The sequence below is a fragment of the Hyphococcus formosus genome (assembly GCF_046736345.1).
Classification (GTDB): domain Bacteria; phylum Pseudomonadota; class Alphaproteobacteria; order Caulobacterales; family Parvularculaceae; genus Hyphococcus; species Hyphococcus formosus.
This window is the reverse complement of record NZ_CP157210.1, coordinates 1,307,971-1,324,900: the sequence shown is the minus strand read 5'-3', so window position 1 is coordinate 1,324,900 and position 16,930 is coordinate 1,307,971. Positions and strand designations below refer to the sequence as shown.

The 16,930-nt window shown below is 54.3% G+C and carries 18 protein-coding genes; 12 read left to right on the top strand and 6 right to left on the bottom strand.

Annotated elements, in window-relative coordinates; translation table 11 throughout:
• Window positions 1-4 precede the first annotated feature (4 nt).
• Window positions 5-631: an NYN domain-containing protein gene (locus ABFZ83_RS06170; protein WP_411818563.1), complete on the bottom strand. Its 627-nt coding sequence runs from the start codon at window positions 629-631 to the stop codon at window positions 5-7.
• 65 nt (window positions 632-696) lie between these two features.
• On the opposite strand from ABFZ83_RS06170, the gene folK reads away from it, so the two are divergent.
• The 11 genes from folK to recO all read left to right on the top strand — a co-directional run bounded on the left by folK (window position 697) and on the right by recO (window position 9,943).
• Entirely contained in the window at window positions 697-1,185 is a 489-nt protein-coding gene (folK, locus tag ABFZ83_RS06165; protein ID WP_411818562.1) for a 2-amino-4-hydroxy-6-hydroxymethyldihydropteridine diphosphokinase, read from the top strand.
• Between the two features lie 129 nt (window positions 1,186-1,314).
• Window positions 1,315-1,680, top strand: a complete 366-nt coding sequence (rpoZ, locus tag ABFZ83_RS06160; RefSeq protein ID WP_411818561.1) for a DNA-directed RNA polymerase subunit omega — start codon at window positions 1,315-1,317, stop codon at window positions 1,678-1,680.
• Between the two features lie 87 nt (window positions 1,681-1,767).
• Window positions 1,768-4,050 carry a RelA/SpoT family protein gene (locus ABFZ83_RS06155; protein ID WP_411818560.1) on the top strand — a complete coding sequence of 761 codons (2,283 nt, stop codon included), beginning with the start codon at window positions 1,768-1,770 and terminating at the stop codon, window positions 4,048-4,050.
• A complete protein-coding gene (gene pyrE, locus ABFZ83_RS06150) occupies window positions 4,037-4,621 on the top strand; it encodes an orotate phosphoribosyltransferase (RefSeq protein WP_411818559.1) in 585 nt (194 codons plus the stop codon). Before ABFZ83_RS06155 ends, pyrE begins: the two co-directional genes overlap by 14 nt.
• Window positions 4,618-5,388 carry a pyridoxine 5'-phosphate synthase gene (locus ABFZ83_RS06145; protein ID WP_411818558.1) on the top strand — a complete coding sequence of 257 codons (771 nt, stop codon included), beginning with the start codon at window positions 4,618-4,620 and terminating at the stop codon, window positions 5,386-5,388. Before pyrE ends, ABFZ83_RS06145 begins: the two co-directional genes overlap by 4 nt.
• A gap of 11 nt (window positions 5,389-5,399) precedes the next feature.
• Window positions 5,400-6,155: a glutathione S-transferase family protein gene (locus ABFZ83_RS06140; protein ID WP_411818557.1), complete on the top strand. Its 756-nt coding sequence runs from the start codon at window positions 5,400-5,402 to the stop codon at window positions 6,153-6,155.
• A 38-nt stretch (window positions 6,156-6,193) separates the two neighbouring features.
• Window positions 6,194-6,592 (top strand): holo-ACP synthase, encoded by a 399-nt coding sequence (gene acpS, locus ABFZ83_RS06135; RefSeq protein WP_411818556.1) that lies wholly within the window; start codon window positions 6,194-6,196, stop codon window positions 6,590-6,592.
• A gap of 48 nt (window positions 6,593-6,640) precedes the next feature.
• Window positions 6,641-7,498 (top strand): signal peptidase I, encoded by an 858-nt coding sequence (lepB, locus tag ABFZ83_RS06130; protein WP_411818555.1) that lies wholly within the window; start codon window positions 6,641-6,643, stop codon window positions 7,496-7,498.
• Window positions 7,495-8,202, top strand: a complete 708-nt coding sequence (rnc, locus tag ABFZ83_RS06125; protein ID WP_411818554.1) for a ribonuclease III — start codon at window positions 7,495-7,497, stop codon at window positions 8,200-8,202. Before lepB ends, rnc begins: the two co-directional genes overlap by 4 nt.
• A gap of 45 nt (window positions 8,203-8,247) precedes the next feature.
• Entirely contained in the window at window positions 8,248-9,186 is a 939-nt protein-coding gene (gene era, locus ABFZ83_RS06120; RefSeq protein ID WP_411818553.1) for a GTPase Era, read from the top strand.
• A gap of 25 nt (window positions 9,187-9,211) precedes the next feature.
• Window positions 9,212-9,943 (top strand): DNA repair protein RecO, encoded by a 732-nt coding sequence (gene recO / locus ABFZ83_RS06115; protein WP_411818552.1) that lies wholly within the window; start codon window positions 9,212-9,214, stop codon window positions 9,941-9,943.
• Between the two features lie 36 nt (window positions 9,944-9,979).
• Here recO and ABFZ83_RS06110 read toward each other — a convergent pair whose 3' ends face one another.
• The 5 genes from ABFZ83_RS06110 to ABFZ83_RS06090 all read right to left on the bottom strand — a co-directional run bounded on the left by ABFZ83_RS06110 (window position 9,980) and on the right by ABFZ83_RS06090 (window position 15,867).
• Complete coding sequence (locus tag ABFZ83_RS06110) at window positions 9,980-11,092, bottom strand: flagellar basal body P-ring protein FlgI (RefSeq protein ID WP_411818551.1); 1,113 nt, start codon at window positions 11,090-11,092, stop codon at window positions 9,980-9,982.
• A gap of 2 nt (window positions 11,093-11,094) precedes the next feature.
• On the bottom strand, window positions 11,095-12,096 hold the full coding sequence (locus tag ABFZ83_RS06105; protein WP_411818550.1) for a flagellin: 1,002 nt from the start codon (window positions 12,094-12,096) through the stop codon (window positions 11,095-11,097).
• Between the two features lies 1 nt (window position 12,097).
• Window positions 12,098-13,567: a flagellar hook-associated protein FlgK gene (gene flgK, locus ABFZ83_RS06100; RefSeq protein ID WP_411818549.1), complete on the bottom strand. Its 1,470-nt coding sequence runs from the start codon at window positions 13,565-13,567 to the stop codon at window positions 12,098-12,100.
• Window positions 13,568-13,598: 31 nt separating this feature from the next.
• Entirely contained in the window at window positions 13,599-14,903 is a 1,305-nt protein-coding gene (locus tag ABFZ83_RS06095) for a flagellar hook protein FlgE (protein WP_411818548.1), read from the bottom strand.
• Between the two features lie 94 nt (window positions 14,904-14,997).
• Window positions 14,998-15,867: a flagellar motor protein MotB gene (locus ABFZ83_RS06090; protein ID WP_411818547.1), complete on the bottom strand. Its 870-nt coding sequence runs from the start codon at window positions 15,865-15,867 to the stop codon at window positions 14,998-15,000.
• Window positions 15,868-16,012: 145 nt separating this feature from the next.
• On the opposite strand from ABFZ83_RS06090, the gene ABFZ83_RS06085 reads away from it, so the two are divergent.
• On the top strand, window positions 16,013-16,909 hold the full coding sequence (locus tag ABFZ83_RS06085; RefSeq protein WP_411818546.1) for a FliM/FliN family flagellar motor switch protein: 897 nt from the start codon (window positions 16,013-16,015) through the stop codon (window positions 16,907-16,909).
• Window positions 16,910-16,930 lie beyond the last annotated feature (21 nt).

The window sequence follows — 16,930 nt, the reverse complement described above, 5'->3', positions numbered from 1 at the left end:
GGCTTTAATCTACGTCTTCGTAGTCGTCTTCGAAATCGTCCTCGAACTCATCAGCGATCAGATCGGGGCGGGGTTTGCGCTGTGGTACGCTACGTCCGATAGATTTCTCAAGGTCCGCAAGGTCAAAAAAGCTATCGACCTGTCGGCGCAATTCATCTGACGCCATTGGCGGTGACGATTTTACCGTTGAAACGACCGTCACCCGTACGCCTTTTGCCTGAATGGCTTCGATCGCACGTCTGAAATCGCCATTGCCGGAAAACAGGACGAGATGATCGAGCCGGTCCGCGAGCAACATCATATCCACCACAAGCTCGACATCGGTCGAGCCTTTAAACCGCTTTTTGCCCGCAGAGTCGGTGAATTCGCGGGTGGTTTTGGTGACCATGGTGTAGCCATTATAGTCGAGCCAATCGACCAAGGGCCGCAACGGGGAGTAGTCCTGATCGCGATCTTCCTGGATCGCAGTATAATAGGATGCACGAACAAGTTGACAGCTGTCTTGGGCTTTGGCCAGCAAGCTCTTGTAATCTATATCAAAACCAAGATTTCTCGCAGCCTTGTACAAATTTGCGCCGTCAATAAAAAACGCTGTCTTTTCTTGTTCACGAAGGCCAAGAAATGAGTTCATAAACGCCTCTGTAAATGCCATTTATTATAAATGGAAAATTATCTCTTCATCCATTTGAGTAATAAATGCTTTTAATCGCAATTGGTTCAAGTCTGCCTGTCAGTGGTCTTGATTCGCAACAGATAGTTACACGCGCTCTCAGGGCTATTGAACGCTTTGCGCACATTGTTGCCGTGTCATCACTCTATGAAAGTCCGGCATGGCCAGACCCAAGCGATCCCGCCTTTGTAAATGCTGCCGCGCAAATAGAAACAGATTTATCACCAGAGGCCCTGTTGGCCGCGCTACATGCGGTTGAGGCCGGGTTTGGGCGGGTGCGATCCCGCAAAAACGGGCCGCGGACGCTGGATCTCGATCTATTGGCCTATAATGAAGAGCGCTTTGATGGGGCAAATGGCGGATTGGTTTTGCCGCATCCGCGCATTGCCGAGCGGGCTTTTGTGCTGGTGCCACTCGCGGAAATTGCGCCGGATTGGATCGAACCCAATAGCGGGAAAACCGTGAAAGCGCTGTTGGCGGGGCTCGAAACCTCCGAGATTAGGTTGATTTCTTGAAATAGGCGAATTATTCACCCATTTTTGCGGTGCAATGCTTGCCTCAATGCCCAAGCGGGGATAAGGCAGGGGACTTGCCTCGGTCATATGGCCGACGGCCCGCGAAATCTATGCGATCTGGAGAAGTGAATGGCCCGCGTTACCGTTGAAGACTGCGTTGATAAAGTAACGAACCGTTTTGAACTGGTCCTGCTGGCGGCGCATCGCGCCCGCGTTTTGGCATCGGGTACACCGCTTTTGGTTGAGCGGGACAATGACAAGAACCCGGTTGTTGCTCTTCGTGAGATCGCGGAAAGCGAATTAGCGCCGGCCGAGATCGAAGAGGATCTGGTTGCATCGCTGCAAAAGCAGGTCGAGCTGGACGAGAGCGAAGAGGCGGAAGCAGCGCAAGAAAAAGCCGATACGCCGGAATTCGATACACTCACCGAAGACGAGTATCTCAAGGCGATCCAGGCGTCAGGCATCACTTCGCCTCAGACTCTGCCGAAGGGCTAAGCTTTCGGGCCGCTGGTTTTTGTAACTGCCCCCAATTTACGCAGATACCGCCGACGGCCTTCGTAATTTTATGATGGCCGATGGAATATGGCGGACAAAAATACGGTCGGCGAAACGGACAATCCTTCATCAGGAGAAAAGGCACAGAAAAAAACTGTGTCCCGGCAGCCGATTGGTTTTATTCGCCAAGTCGAGCTCGTTGACCGTGTCAAAGCCTATGATCCGGATGCGGACGAAGACCTGCTGAACCGGGCTTATGTCTATGCGATGAAGGCCCATGGCGGGCAAACACGCGCATCGGGCGATCCTTATTTCTCTCATCCATTGGCGGTGGCGGCGATCCTGACGGAATTGCGGGCAGACCCTGCAACGGTCGCAACGGCATTATTGCATGACGTGGTCGAAGATACGGACGCGACCATTGATGATATCCGCAAGCTATTTGGCGTTGAAATCGCACTGCTTGTTGATGGCGTGACCAAGGTCTCGCAAATCGAACTTAAACAAGAAACAAGCAAACAGGCCGAGAACTTCCGCAAGCTGGTCATGGCGATGGCTGAGGACGTGCGGGTTCTTTTGGTGAAGCTTGCTGACCGCCTCCATAATATGCGGACGCTTCATTACATTCCGAAAGCGGAGAAACGTCAGCGCATTGCCCGCGAGACGATGGATATCTACGCGCCGCTTGCCGGGCGAATTGGCGTTCAAAAGATCCGCGAAGAGTTGGAAGATATTTCCTTTCGCGAGCTAAGCCCCGATGCCCATGAAACGATTACGCACCGGCTAGAAGACCTGCAGACCAATTCCATCGGCGGTGTTCTTGAGCTTGCCAATGTGCTGCGCCAACAACTGGCAGAAGCCGGGATCAAGGCGCAGGTCTCCAGCCGTGAAAAAAGGCCATTTTCGATCTGGCGGAAAATGGCGAAGAAGAATGTTTCGTTTGACGAACTCGCCGATATTTATGCGTTTCGCGTAAAGGTCGAAGACCAGCCCGATTGTTATCGGGCGCTTGGGGTGATCCATTCAAATTGGCGGCTTATCCCCGAAGAGTTCGACGATTATATATCCGCCCCGAAACCGAATAATTATCGCTCGATCCATACGGCGGTGATCGGCCCGCCGAGCGCAGAGGGACGGCGCCAGCGAATCGAGATTCAAATCCGCACCCATGAAATGGACGACACCGCCGAGCGCGGGGTTGCGGCCCATTGGCAATATAAAGATCCCAGCAAGGGCGGTGGCGTCGAAATCGTACCGCGCGGGAATTTCGACCCCTACGAAACGCCGCGGCGGCTCGTTGAAATGTTTCAATCCGGCGAGGACCCGGATGAGGCGCTGCAATATGCAAAACTGGAATTGTTCCAGGACCAGATTTTCTGCTTCACGCCAAAGAGCCGTGTTATCGCGTTGTTAAAAGGCGCAACACCGCTCGACTTTGCTTATGGCGTTCATACGGATGTTGGCGATCAATGTATCGGCGCGAAAATTAATGGCGTGCCAAGACCGCTCCGTACACCGCTGAATACGGGCGATGTCGTCGAGATACTGCGTTCTGAAAAGGCACCGGTGCCTGCGGAATGGGAAAGCATTGCGGTCATGGGCCGGACCCGTAGTGCTATTCGGCGCCGGATCAAGAAGATGCAGCATTTCGAACATCTGGAACTTGGCCGGTCCATCGCGGAAACGGTATTTACCGGAGCGCATCTGAAATTCTCCCTCAAAGGCGTGCGCGAGGGCCTCAAGCGGCTCGGTAAAAAGACCGTTGATGATGTCCTCGTTAGCATTGGTCGGGGCGATCTCGCGGTGGGCGAGGTGATCGAGGCGGTTTATCCCGGTGCTTCGAAAGAGAGCGAGAGCGAGATCCGCGCGGCATCCTTGCGCGAGTTTCGGCCCCGTGACGCGATTATGGGCCTAACGCCCGGCGCATCGGTGAAAATGGCGCGGTGCTGTACGCCATTGCCGGGAGAGCGCATTGTCGGGATCAAAGGCACGGACGAGAATGGTCGCGCGACGATCAAGGTCCATACAATTTATTGTGAAACCCTCGCCGAAGAAGACCCGGCACAAGAGCTTTGGCTTGATCTAAGATGGCGCAAGCGAGACGATGAGGCGACGGCCTTTGCGCGCTTCCGTGTAACGACGCGCAACGGGCTTGGTGTGTTGAGCGAAATCGCCGGGATCATCGCGCGATATGGGGTTTCGATCGCGAATATTGGAATTCAGAACCGGTCAAAGGAGTTTGTCGATTTCATCATGGACGTTGAGGTTAAAGATACACGGCAATTTACGCAGATGCTCGCGGGCGTACGGTCCTGCGCGAGCGTTATTGATGCAGACCGGATAGGAGCGGGCGACCATGAAGAACTTTGATGCACTGAAGGAATTTGAAGAAGCTGGCGCGCTGATGAAGGGCCATTTCATTCTTTCATCGGGCCTTCACAGCGATACCTATCTGAACAAGTCAATCGTTTCGATGTATCCGGACCGGGCGGAGCGCCTTTGCCGTGCCCTTGCGGAGAAGATCGCCAGCGAAGTCGAGAATATCGACTATGTGATTTCACCGGCCATGGGCGCGATCATATATGGCTATGAAACTGCGCGGCATCTGAAAACGCCGTTCATGTTCCTTGAGCGGGTCGATGGCGAATTTGTGCTCAGACGCGGTTTTTCGGTCGAAAGGGGCGCGCGGGTTGTTGTGGTTGAGGACATTGTTTCAACCGGACTTTCTGCCCGCGAAGCGATCGCCGCTGTAACCAAAGCGGGTGCAGAAGTCTTGGCACTAGGATGCTTGGTTGATCGATCCGCTGGCGCGGTGGATGTCGGCGCACCGATTTTGCCGCTGGTCGAACTCAAGGTTGAAGCGTGGGAGCCGGACAACCTTCCCCCGCATCTAGAGGGGACACCAGCAATGAAACCCGGTAGTCGCGGAGTTAGTCAGTGAGCCAATCAGGAGCAACCAAGCCGATCCGCCTCGGGGTGAATATCGACCATGTGGCGACCATTCGGAATGCGCGCGGTGGGCCGCACCCTGACCCGGTCCGTGCAGCGCAACTCGTGGAAGCATCGGGTGCCGACGGCATTACCGCGCATCTGCGCGAGGACCGCCGGCACATTCGCGACGATGACATGCGCCGCCTGAAGGAAGAAATCGGACTGCCGCTTAATTTTGAAATGGCTGCAACTGCAGAAATGCTCCAGCTTTGTACCCAAGTGAAGCCGCATGCCTGTTGCCTTGTTCCCGAAAATCGCAATGAACGGACGACGGAAGGCGGGCTTGATGTTGCCGGTCAGCAAAATTTCATTGCGCCTTTTGTACGTGAGCTGAACGATGCCGGTATTCGCGTCTCGCTTTTTGTTGACCCTGAACGAGAACAAATTGAAGCCGCAAAATCGGCTGGCGCGCCCGTCATCGAAATTCACACCGGTGCCTATTACGAAGCCACGGCCGCAACGACGAACACCCGCATTGTCGAGGAATTGGAAAAAATCCGGGAAGCGGCGAAGATCGCTGACGAATTAGGGCTCGAAGTCCATGCCGGTCACGGGCTGACATTTTTGAACGTTCAACCCATCGCCGCAATTCCAGAAGTGGTTGAATTGAATATCGGTCATTTCCTTATCGGGGAAGCGGTATTCATGGGGCTCGATAAAGCCGTGCGTGAGATGAAAAAACTGATGCAGGATGTCCGCACGGGCGGTCATTATTAAAGGAAACATCTATGGCTGACGAAGTTACAATTATCGGCACGCCCGTATCGCCCTATGTGCGCAAGGTGTTGGCGCTTTTGGAGCTAAAAAAAATCAGCTATAAAATTGACCCGGTGGTTGCATTCTATACGGATGAAGACTTTCTGAAGATCAATCCGCTGCGCCGTATTCCGGTTCTTCTTCATGATGGGAATACCATTATCGATAGCTCGGTGATTGCCGCTTATATCGAAGAAACCTTTCCGACACCGAGCACGCTGCCATCATCCCCCGGTGATCGGGCAACAGCGCGATGGCTCGAAGAATTTTCTGACACGCGCATGGCCGATATTTTCCTGTGGCGCTGCTTCGGTTCAGTCGTTCTCAAGCCGGGCCTATGGAATGAAGAGCGCGATCTCAAAACCTATCGCGAAACATTGGCCGGGCCGGTCGTTGAAATCATGGACTATCTCGAAACCATTGCGCCCGAAGATGGCTTTCTGTTCGGCGATATTGGCCTGGGCGATATTTCGATTGCGATCATATTCTGGAATATGCGCGTCGCGCGTTGGCAGCCTGATCCAAAGCAATGGCCGAAAGCGGCTGCGTGGATCGCCCGGACAGAGGCGCACCCGGCGCTGGCGCGATCGACGGATTGGGCGATGGCTATGCTGCGAACGCCTGTGCCGGCACAAAGAGACAAGGCAATCGAAATTGGTGTGCCGGTCACCGACGAGACCTATCTTCGCGCCGTAGAGCCTACGCGCGGGCCGATGAGCCAGTTTTAGGGCCAAGCCAGCATAAAGGCCAAGATTGAGGAAAAGTCATGATTATCGGAATCGGTAACGACATCATCGATATTCGCCGCGTTGAAAAAACCTTGGCGCGGCACGGCGAGCGATTCACCCAGCGGCTCTATACCGAGATTGAACAGGGGAAGTCTGACCGCCGCCACAACCGGGCGGCATCCTACGCCAAGCGATTCGCCGCAAAAGAAGCCTGCGCCAAGGCTTTAGGGACGGGAATTTCACGCGGGGTCTATTGGCGCGATATGGGGGTGGTGAATTTGCCGGGCGGCAAACCAACCATGAATTTAACCGGCGGTGCCGCAAAAAGATTGGCGGAAATGACCCCGGACGGCCATGTTGCCTCTATTCATTTGACCATCACCGATGACTTTCCTAACGCCCAAGCCATTGTCATTATCGAGGCGCAGGCTAAATAGAGTAATCTTCCTGGGCATTCGGTCGGGGCAAAACGAGGTATCTGGCGTATGGCGACACCTGACAATGGCGGCGAAGTGGTTGTAAATCCTACCGCTTCCGATGATGCAGTAATTGCCAATGCCGCGAATGAGCCAGAGAATAAATCCATGAAACAGTCTCAACCGCCTATGACCGCCGCTGAAGAAGCGTGGGATCTTGCGAAAACTGTCCTCGTGGCGGTGGCGATTGCGCTTGTTTTGCGGATTGTCATTTTCCAGCCGTTTAACATTCCGTCCGGGTCTATGAAGCCGAACCTGTTGGTCGGTGACTTTCTTGTCGTGTCAAAGCCGACCTTTGGCTACTCAAAAGCGTCATTGGTGTATCCGCTGACCCGACTTCCGATAGAGGGGCGGATTTTTGCGAGCACGCCAGAGCGCGGTGACGTGGTCGTCTTCAAGAATAAAAAAGATGGCAACAAGGATTATATCAAGCGCGTGATCGGGATGCCCGGCGACCAGATTCAAATGCTGGGTGGTCGCCTTCATATTAATGGTCAGGCCGTTCAAAAAGAATTTGTCGAAATCGCCGAAGACGTCTGCGGTGGTGGTGATGCGCCGACCTATCGCGAGACCCTTGATAATGGGGTTTCCTATCTGGTTCAGGAATGCTCGGGCGATGATGGCGCACTCGACACAACCGCGGTCTATCATGTGCCTGCCGGGCATTATTTCATGATGGGCGACAATCGCGACCAATCCCAAGATAGCCGTGTCGTTTCTTCGGTGGGTTACATTCCGCTGGACGATATTGTTGGCCGCGCTGAGCGCTTTTTCTTTTCTGTGGATGGCGCAAAAACAAGTTTCTGGGAAGTTTGGAAATGGCCATTCGCAATTCGCTATGGCCGCATCCTCGATAAGGTTGAATGAGCAAACATAATTTTGCCGCGCTGGAAAAAAAATTCGGACACAAATTTTCTGATCCGACTTTACTAAAACGCGCGCTTACCCATTCCAGCCTTTCTGGCGGCGATAGTTCTGTCCGTGATTTGGAGCGCCTTGAGTTTCTTGGTGATCGGGTGCTCGGCCTGCTGACGGCCGAAGAGCTGTGGCGCAAATATCCGCATTTCAATGAGGGCGATCTCGCGCCGCGCCTCAATGCGCTGGTCCGCAAAGAAACCTGCGCCAAGGCCGCGCTTTTCTTTGGCGTGGATAAATTTATTCTGATGTCGGAATGGGAGGACAGCGCTGGCGGGCGGCGGAAAACTGCGATCCTCGGCGATGTCATGGAGGCGCTTTTAGGGGCGCTTTATGTCGATGCAGGGCTTGAGGCCGCGCGCAAGGTTTTTGACCTGTTCTGGACAGAGAATATCGAAGATCTTTCGCGCCTTCACAAAGACCCGAAAACTGCGCTTCAGGAATGGAGCCAGCACAAAAAACTCGGCACCCCGAGTTATAATGTCCTTGATGCCGAAGGCCCGGCCCATGCGCCCGCCTTCACCATTGAGGTCCGCATAAAGGGTGCAAAGCCAGCCACCGGAGAAGGGCGTTCGAAACGCGAAGCCCAAATGGCGGCGGCGCGCGCTTTCCTTGAAAGGGAAGGCGTGTGGAATGAGAAAAGAAAATCGAAATAATACCGCGTGTCATTGATACACTGACGGTTTTTTACAGGTTCTAGAATGACAGAAAATAGCGAAACCCAATGCGCCGTGATCGCCGTTATTGGCGCGCCAAATGCGGGGAAGTCCACATTGGTCAACGCGCTGGTTGGCGCGAAAATTTCAATCGTAACGCAAAAGGTTCAAACCACGCGGGCGCGCGTTCGGGGCATCATCACCGAGGATCAATCGCAATTGGTGTTCATTGATACGCCCGGTATTTTTGCGCCGCGCCGCCGTCTGGATCGCGCCATGGTCGCCGCCGCGTGGGACGGTCTTTCCGGTTCCGATCAAACGCTGTTGGTGATTGATGCGCCGATGTATTTGTCCGGCGAGGCTGAGCGCGGGCAGGCGGGCAAATCACGCGCCGACACAGACCGCATCATCGAGGGCCTTGTCAAAGCGGACCGCAAAGCGGTTCTGGTTTTAAACAAGATCGACGATATCGCGCGGCCAAAACTTTTGGCGCTGGCGCAGGAATTGAACGAAGCAGGCGTGTTCACTGACGTCTTTATGATCTCGGCGAAGAATGGTGACGGCCTTAATGATCTAAAATCATTTTTGATTAAATCCGCGCCAAATGGGCCGTGGCTTTACCCCGAAGATCAGCTATCCGATATCTCCGACCGGCTTATGGCGGCTGAGGTCACGCGCGAAAAGGTATTTTTGCGCCTGCATCAGGAATTGCCTTATGACACCACGGTCGAGACCGAGAGCTGGAAAGAGACAAAAAACGGTATACGTATCGACCAGACAATCTATGTGGCACGCGATAGCCAAAAAGGCATCGTGTTGGGCAAGAACGGTCAAACCCTGAAAGTCATCGGGCAAGCCGCGCGCGAAGAGCTTACCGAACAACTGGGCGTGCCGGTGCATTTATTCCTTCATGTCAAAGTTCGCGAAGGCTGGTCAGAGGAGGCCGCACGCCTTCGGCAAATGGGCCTTGATGTGGTTGAATAATGGGCTGTACCGAAAAGGCTAGCGAGTGGAATTCACGGACACAGGCATAATTCTCGATGCGCGGGCCCATGGCGAGACACACGCCATCGTGGACGTCTTCACCGAAGAGCATGGCCGGTGGGCGGGGTTGGTTTATGGCGGTCAGGGGCGGCGCATGCGGCCGTTATTGCAGCCGGGAAATGTGGTCAACGCCGATTGGAAAGGGCGCGGCGAAGATACGCTCGGGCATTTCACGCTAGAGATGGTTCATGCCCGCGCCGGTGAAGCCATGGGGGAGCGCCTATCGCTGGCGGCGCTATCGGCGGCTTGTGCGGTTGCACTTGCGACCCTGCCAGAACGTGAAGCTCATGCTCGCGCTTTTTCGGCGATGTCGGTATTGATGGCGACGCTTGATGATATTGATGTGTGGCCGGCGCTTATGGCCCGGTGGGAGCTGGGCTTGCTCGCAGAACTTGGTTTCGGGCTGACGCTAGATCGGTGCGCGGCGACCGGGGCGCGAGAGAATTTGATTTACGTTTCACCGCGATCGGCCTGCGCCGTCTGCGAGGAAGCCGGTGAGCCGTATAAGGATAAACTATTACCGCTGCCGGCATTTCTGCGTGGGGCAGCGACGACGGCAACACCCGGAGAGGCGCTACAGGCGCTCGAAACGACGGGCTATTTCATTGAAACGCGGATTTTGCATCTATCGAATAAGCAATTACCCGAAGCAAGGCGACGGGTAATTGAACTATTGGAAATGCAAGCGGAAAGCTGAGCCTTGGTCATTGCGGACTTGATCCGCAATCCATTGTTACATCAAGACCAATTCAGCATGCAGCGCACCGGCGGCTTTGACTGATTTGAGAATATCAATCAGCTCACGCGGACCAACGCCAAGCGCGTTGAGGCCCTCGATCAAATCCGACAGGGAGACATTTTCGTCAACTTCGGCAATGCGCCGTTCCGGGTTCTGATCGACCGTGATGGTCGTATCGGGCAGGACAATTGTCTCGCCGCGACGAGAGAACGGGTTCGGTTGTGATACAAAAGGCGTTTCGCGAACGGTGATCGTCAGATTGCCTTGGGTAACTGCGAATTTCGAGATTTTAACATCCGCCCCAAGAACCACGGTGCCGGATTTTTGATCGATGACGATCCGCGCTTTTTGTTCCGGTGTGATGCTTAGGTTTTCAATCCGGCCGATCATGTGAACAGGGCTTAAGCCCGTGCCGGCCATCGCCAGTTCGATTGTGCCGGGGTCTTGTAGTGTCGCGATGGGTTTTCCGAAGGCTGTGTTGATTGCGGTTTCAATACGCGCCGCCGTCGTGAAATCCGGAGAGCGAAGGGAAAGTCGCAATGTTTCCATTGAGCCGAAATCAAAGTCGATTTCGCGTTCGATCCGCGCCCCTTGCGGGATGGAGCCGCTGGTCGGTGCACCAAATTTGACCGACGCAGCTTCGCCTTCGGCGCTAAAGCCGCTCGCCAATACGGGGCCTTGCGCAACCGCATAGACCTGACCGTCGCCAGCATGTAGCGGCGTCATAATCAACGTGCCGCCCAAAAGGCTTTTGGCATCGCCAATCGCCGAAACCGTAATATCGATTTGTGATCCGGCGCGCGCAAAGGGCGGTAGGGTGCCCGTTACCACAACCGCAGCGACATTGCGCGGGCGGAAATCTTCGCCCTGCACATTCACGCCCAGACGTTCAAGAAGGCTTGAAAGCGCTTCCTCCGTATAGGGCGAATTGCGCATACCGTCGCCGGTGCCATCAAGACCAACAACAAGACCATATCCAACGAGATCGTTTCCGCGAACGCCTTCGATATTGATGATATCTTTCAGGCGGACTTCTGCGGCGGCATCAACGCACATCAGAAATCCGGCTAGAAAGGTCGCGAAGAACAGTTTGAAATTTTGGAACATGGTTATCTTACGTAATTGACGAATGACAGTTGAGAGATACGCGCAGTAACGAGATAAGACGCGTCTAGCTGCGACTCGAGTTGTTGCAGCATCGATGCGGCTTCATAAGGATCGCGCGCAGTACGTTCGTTATAGGTTGCACCAAGGGCAGTCGCTTCAGCTTCGAGCCGGGTGTCAGCGGCGACCATGCGTTCCTCCGCGGCGCCAACGCGCGCACGAATGGTGACAAGGTCTTCGGTTGCTTCGATCATGCCGGCTGCGGCGCGGGTCAACGCTTGTTCCCGGTCTGGCCAGGTTGTGTTTTCGTTGGCGATGACAGCGGTTGAAAGGCCGCGCAGCAGGTCTTTTACCGCTTGTTCGTCGGCTTTCGCGCTATAATTGATTAGCTCGCCTTCGGAAATTTCCGTACGCGGTGCGAGGCCGTCGCCACCGAGATAAATATTCGTGGCAAAGCCACCGGCGGGGTCGTTGAAATAGGTATCGAGATCCGCTTCGCGCGTTGCGGCGTCAGGCGCAGCGGCAAAGATCGCGCGAATATCGGTCAACAAAGTTTCCGCATCGGCCAATGACGGTTGGTTGGTCGCATCGCCTGAGAACAGGCTGCGGCCTTCATAGCGGGTGTTGAACGCAGAAATCGCGGCATCAAGCTGTAATCCCGCCTGGGTGGCAGCGATATTGATGCTTTGTTCGTCATTGCGGCCAATGGCGCTCAACATATTCGTTGCATTGGTTTCAACGCCATCGGTTGAGCGCGTAAGGGCGACTTGCGCGATTTGCGCACGGCCGAGGGATCGCTGCGTTGCGGCCTGCATCAACTCAACGTCGGAAATTGCCTTGCGGAGCAATTGGGCGTCGCCGACACTGCCGCCAAGTTCGGCTTCTAAATCGGCAATGCGTCCCGTCACCACTTCGATCCGGGCTGCTTCGGCTTTTGCTTTCGTATCGGCGATTGATGTGTTCAATCGGCTATATTGAAGCATTGATGGAAATCCATAGGAGTTCATTTTAAATCTCCATCAGTCTGCGCATCATTTGATCGATGGTCTCAAGAACGCGCGCATTCGCGGCATAGGCCTGCTCGATCACTAAAAGGTCCTGAAGCTCGCGGTCTGTATCGACACCGCTTTCGAGCTGTTCCGCTTCGCTAAGGCTTGTGGCCAGCGTTGCCGATGTTGCTTCCTTGGAAGAAGCATCCACGCGCGCACCAGCGGCGAGGGAGGTCATATGCGAAAAGCTTTCCGCGGCCGTCAGATCGCCAGCGGTTTGAAGCGCTGCATGCTGCGGGCGGTTATCGGCGAGCGCGGAGAGCAGGGAACGAACAAACGCATCCGTACCCGCTGCTTGCGGTACCACCGAGCCGATACCGTCGCGAATACGCGAAGGCGATCCGCCCTGAGAAGAATCGACAAGGGCGTTGACCGAAATACGGCCAGCGAGACCGTTGAGGTTAGCAACATCCGCATTTGCGCCCGCATCGGTAAAAATGCCGGGATCGCCAGGGTTAAGCGTCGGGTCAACCGCCGGGTCGGAAAGGCGGCTGGCAATGTCATAGGCTAATGCATCAAGCGCCAACGCCATTTCAGGGACGGTGACGTCACGAACATTAAATAAGCCGGCGACCGCACCATCGCGCGGCGATTGTCCGCTCGGCCCGCCGGGGGTGATGTCGTTACCGTCTATGGTCAGGCCAGATAGCGTGCCCGCACCGTTATTATAGGTAAGGTCCGCCGTGACGACCGGTGACGGCGTAAATTCAATCGTCTTCGCCGAGCCAGCAAGCAGGAATACACCTTCGGTCGTCATAAGATCGACCTTGCCATATTCACGCTGAATTTCTTTTACCGGAATATTCTCATTGACGAGATCAACGAGTTGCTGACGCTGATCAAGAAGCGCGTTTACATCTTTGCCGGTGGCAAGACCGCGACTGATCGAGTCGTTGAGGTCTTCGATCGTTTGCAGCGCATCATTCACTGACTTCACGCGGTTGCTGATTTCCATATCCGCATCAGCGCGGATCTGTTGATAGCCTTCGGCGGTTTTGTTCAGTGCACGGGTAAGTTCTTGCGCCGTGGAAACCACTTTTTGCTGAAGTGCAGCGCTGTCGGGTGTCTCTGCGAGATTGCGCAAAGAGGCTTCGAAATTGTTATATTTCTGGAACAGGGAAGTGGGGTCTTCGACACCGCCCAACAGGTCTGAAACCCGCGTCATCGCGCCAGCATTGGCACTGAAATAGGCGAGTTCACCGTCAACAATGCGGCGCTCATAGGTGAGCGCGGGGTTTGTCGCGCGGGAGATCCCCGCAACGGAAACGCCAGCGCCTTCGCCGCCGGTTGTCTGCTCCGCCAGATGCACAGTACGCCGGGCATAACCCGGCGTAAGCGCATTTGCGATATTGTTGGACGTAACGCTTACGCGTTTCGAAGCAGCAGTAAGGCCAGAACTGGCATTATAAAGCGCTTGGGAGATTGTCATGATGACGTTCCCTTCCTACTAACGACAACAATTACCGAATAATGTCGGTGGTCTCCTGAAGCATTTCGTCAACGGTCTGAATAATTTTCGCGTTAGACGAATAAGCGCGTTGTGTCTGGATCAAATCGGTCAGTTCTGACGCGATGTCAGTGGTCGATTCCGCGAGTGAATACCCGTTTGTGAAACCCGCAGGGCCATCACCAGCATCCCAGAAGTAAACGTCACCACTTGATGGCGTCACCACATAGGCTGAGTTTCCAACCGCATCGAGACCCGCAAAGTTTGGTACGTCAGCAACAGGGATCTGATAGAGCGTGCGACGGAAGCCGGTGTCATAGACCGCCTGCAAGTAGCCGCCTTCATCAATTTCCAGGCTGCTGAGATTACCGATCTGCGAACCGTCTTTGGTCACGCTCAATGGCGCAAAATTCGCAGAAAGCTGCGTCAGCGGTGATGGCTCACCCGACGTGCCCACGAAAACTTCCATCGGTGCGCCCGCAGTGTTCAAGCCAATACGGCCTGTCGCCGCATCATAGGTGGCACCAGCACCGGCCGTGACCGAGGCAATATTACCGCCACCAGAGACACTATCGTCGAAGGTCACAGTAAATGTTGCAATCGAAACCGCAGGATCACCAGCATCGTCATAGACATTCACCGTCCATTCGTTACTTGCGCCCGTTGCGGGAACGGTCGGTGTAAATTCGAAATTAAGTGATTGCGAACGGCCAAGCGTATCGAAATATTCAACCGGCAAATCATAGACCGTACCCGCCGCACCAGCTTCGGTTTGGGTCGCAGGCAGGTTCACACCCAGTTGGATATTCTGGGTAGGAGAGGCGGCGTTCTGATTAAGGTTCACGCGAACTGGCTCAAGCCCCGCAGAACTATCACGCGGCGGTGCCCCAACATCACCGTTCACATCTGCAGGCCAGCCCATCAGGTAAAGGCCGCTAAGCGTACGGAGATAGCCTTGATCGTCGGTGTTGAATGACCCTGTTGACGTTAACATCAAAGACCGGTCACCGGCGGATGAATTCACGCCGCCAAGATCGGTAACGGGCAACATGCCGCGTCCGTCGATTGCGATATCAGTTGAGTTTGTTGTCCCGATCAGTGGGCCTTGTGCGCTGGCGTCGCGATAGGTGACGGCGCGCACACCACCGGCGGAGTAATCGCCTTTTGTCTGTGCAAGAACCATATCGGCGAACATCGTGTCCGCGCGTTTATAGCCATAGGTTTGGGAGTTTGCGATATTGTCGGAAATGGTGCCAAGTTTAACAGAATTAACGGCCAGCCCCATCACACCAGCGTTCAGCGACGACGAAATGCCCATAAATAAGCTCCATTCCGGAAAAAATTTTACTACAGGCGTTAGTCATATCTCCGCTTGATTTAAAGAAGAGCTAATGAAACGAATTGTTTTTCATTTAATTTGGGTTCAGCAGAGTAATGGCGATACGCCGATTTTCTGCCGCTAGCGGATCATCTGCGAAAGGTTCTGTGTCCGCTTTTCCCGTAACCTGAACAATTTGCCCCGACGGAATGCCGCTTTTTATTAACATCCGCCGTGCGGTGTGCGCGCGATCCGTTGACAATTCCCAATTCGAATAATCGGCAGAATTTGAAAAGGCGCGGCTATCGGTATGACCCACAATGGCCATCTCATTACTGACGGTACCTAACACCGGCCCGATAACAGAAAGCAAATCATGCATTAGCTGTGATGGTTCCGCAGAGCCAATGTTATAAAGAGACTTCCCATCCATATCGACAAGTTCAATTACCAAACCGTCAGGGGTCATCCGTGTTTGGATATGTTTTGCGAGGGTGTCTTCCATCGCATTAACAGATTGTGAATCGATTGCGTCCTGAATCTCTTCTAATTTGTTTGCGCCCGCATTGGCGTCAATGCCGGTTCCGGCTTTGTCTGCCGGACCTTCAATCGGTTCTTCGCCGCCTTCGACCGGGCGTTCCTGCGCGTTAGGGAATTCATCGCTGGCACCGGCCTTGTCGCGGGATAAATCGCGCGATTCAAAGACTGATGAGCCTTCCAATGCGCCGTTACCGCCGCCGGAAACTTTACTGATCGGAATTGAGGGGTTGAAATAATCCGCAAGGCCTTTGCGCTGGTCTTCGGTTGTCGCGTTCAACAGCCACATCAAAAGAAAGAAGGCCATCATCGCGGTCACGAAGTCCGCATAGGCAACTTTCCACGCACCGCCATGGTGTCCGCCCCCGGCGATCACCTTCTTTTTCTTTATAATTATTGGCGCTACCGCTTTTGCCCCGCCGGCCATTCGAATTACCCAACACAACTTTTTGCACTTACTACACAGCGTTAGCGGTAAATCGTTTATACGCCTTTTATGCGTTTACTCTATTTATAGCTATTCGTGGTTCAAATGGACCCAAATTGGCACACGGGTATCAAGGTAGAGTTTTATGCGCGAAGGCAGCGCGAATATCATCAAGCGTAAAATGGAAGTTTCCGGCCGCGATAAGGGGCCGGTGGAGTTGATCGAAAATGTGCCGACGCAGATCGGCGCGCAGGCTGTTGCTGCATTTTCCGAATATTACGGCGAGAAATGCGAAGTGACCGAAGCGAAGCCCGCAGAATTTTGCCGGCTTGGTGACGCATTATCCGCTTATGGGGCCGAAACCGCGATTTACCATTTCCGGCAAAATGGCGAAGCTGAGTTCATTCTCCTGTTTGATATGGAAACATCACTGCGCGCAGCGGGGTGGTCATTGTCTGGCTCGCGCGATCTTCCCGGAGAGATGCCCGAAACCGTTAGTGCTATTGATCGGCGCCTGGCGAAAAAAGTGGCGATCCGGTCCGCGGAATGTGCGTTCGACAACGCACAAAAATGTGGCTTGGTGAATGGCGGCATTGAGCTATTGGCCAGTGGCGGCGATCCGCGACGGTTTGAATTTAATGATCCGCAGCAAAAATCTGTGATATTCTCCGTAAACGTACAAACGATCGAAGGGGATTCGCTTGGCATCGTGACGATGATCGTCGCAGAAAAGTCACTGATGGCGATGCGCACCTATTACGACACAACGCTCGTCGAAGCGGAAGAAAAATGGCAGCGTGACCTGGCGAAACTGGCTGCGATCTCGCCCATTTCCATGCGCGCGGTTTTGACCGAACAGATGATCGACATCCGGCGTTTGATGAACCTCAAAGCAGGCGAGGTGATTAACCTCAGTGCGGCGACAATTGACGATGTCGTCGTATATCCGGCGCTGAAATCGAAATCCAAGCTATCGCTCTCCGGCGCGCTTGGAAATCGCGAAGGTGCTCGCGCACTCAAAGTTACCGATATAAATATCTAAAAATCGCACAAAAAATGGGCG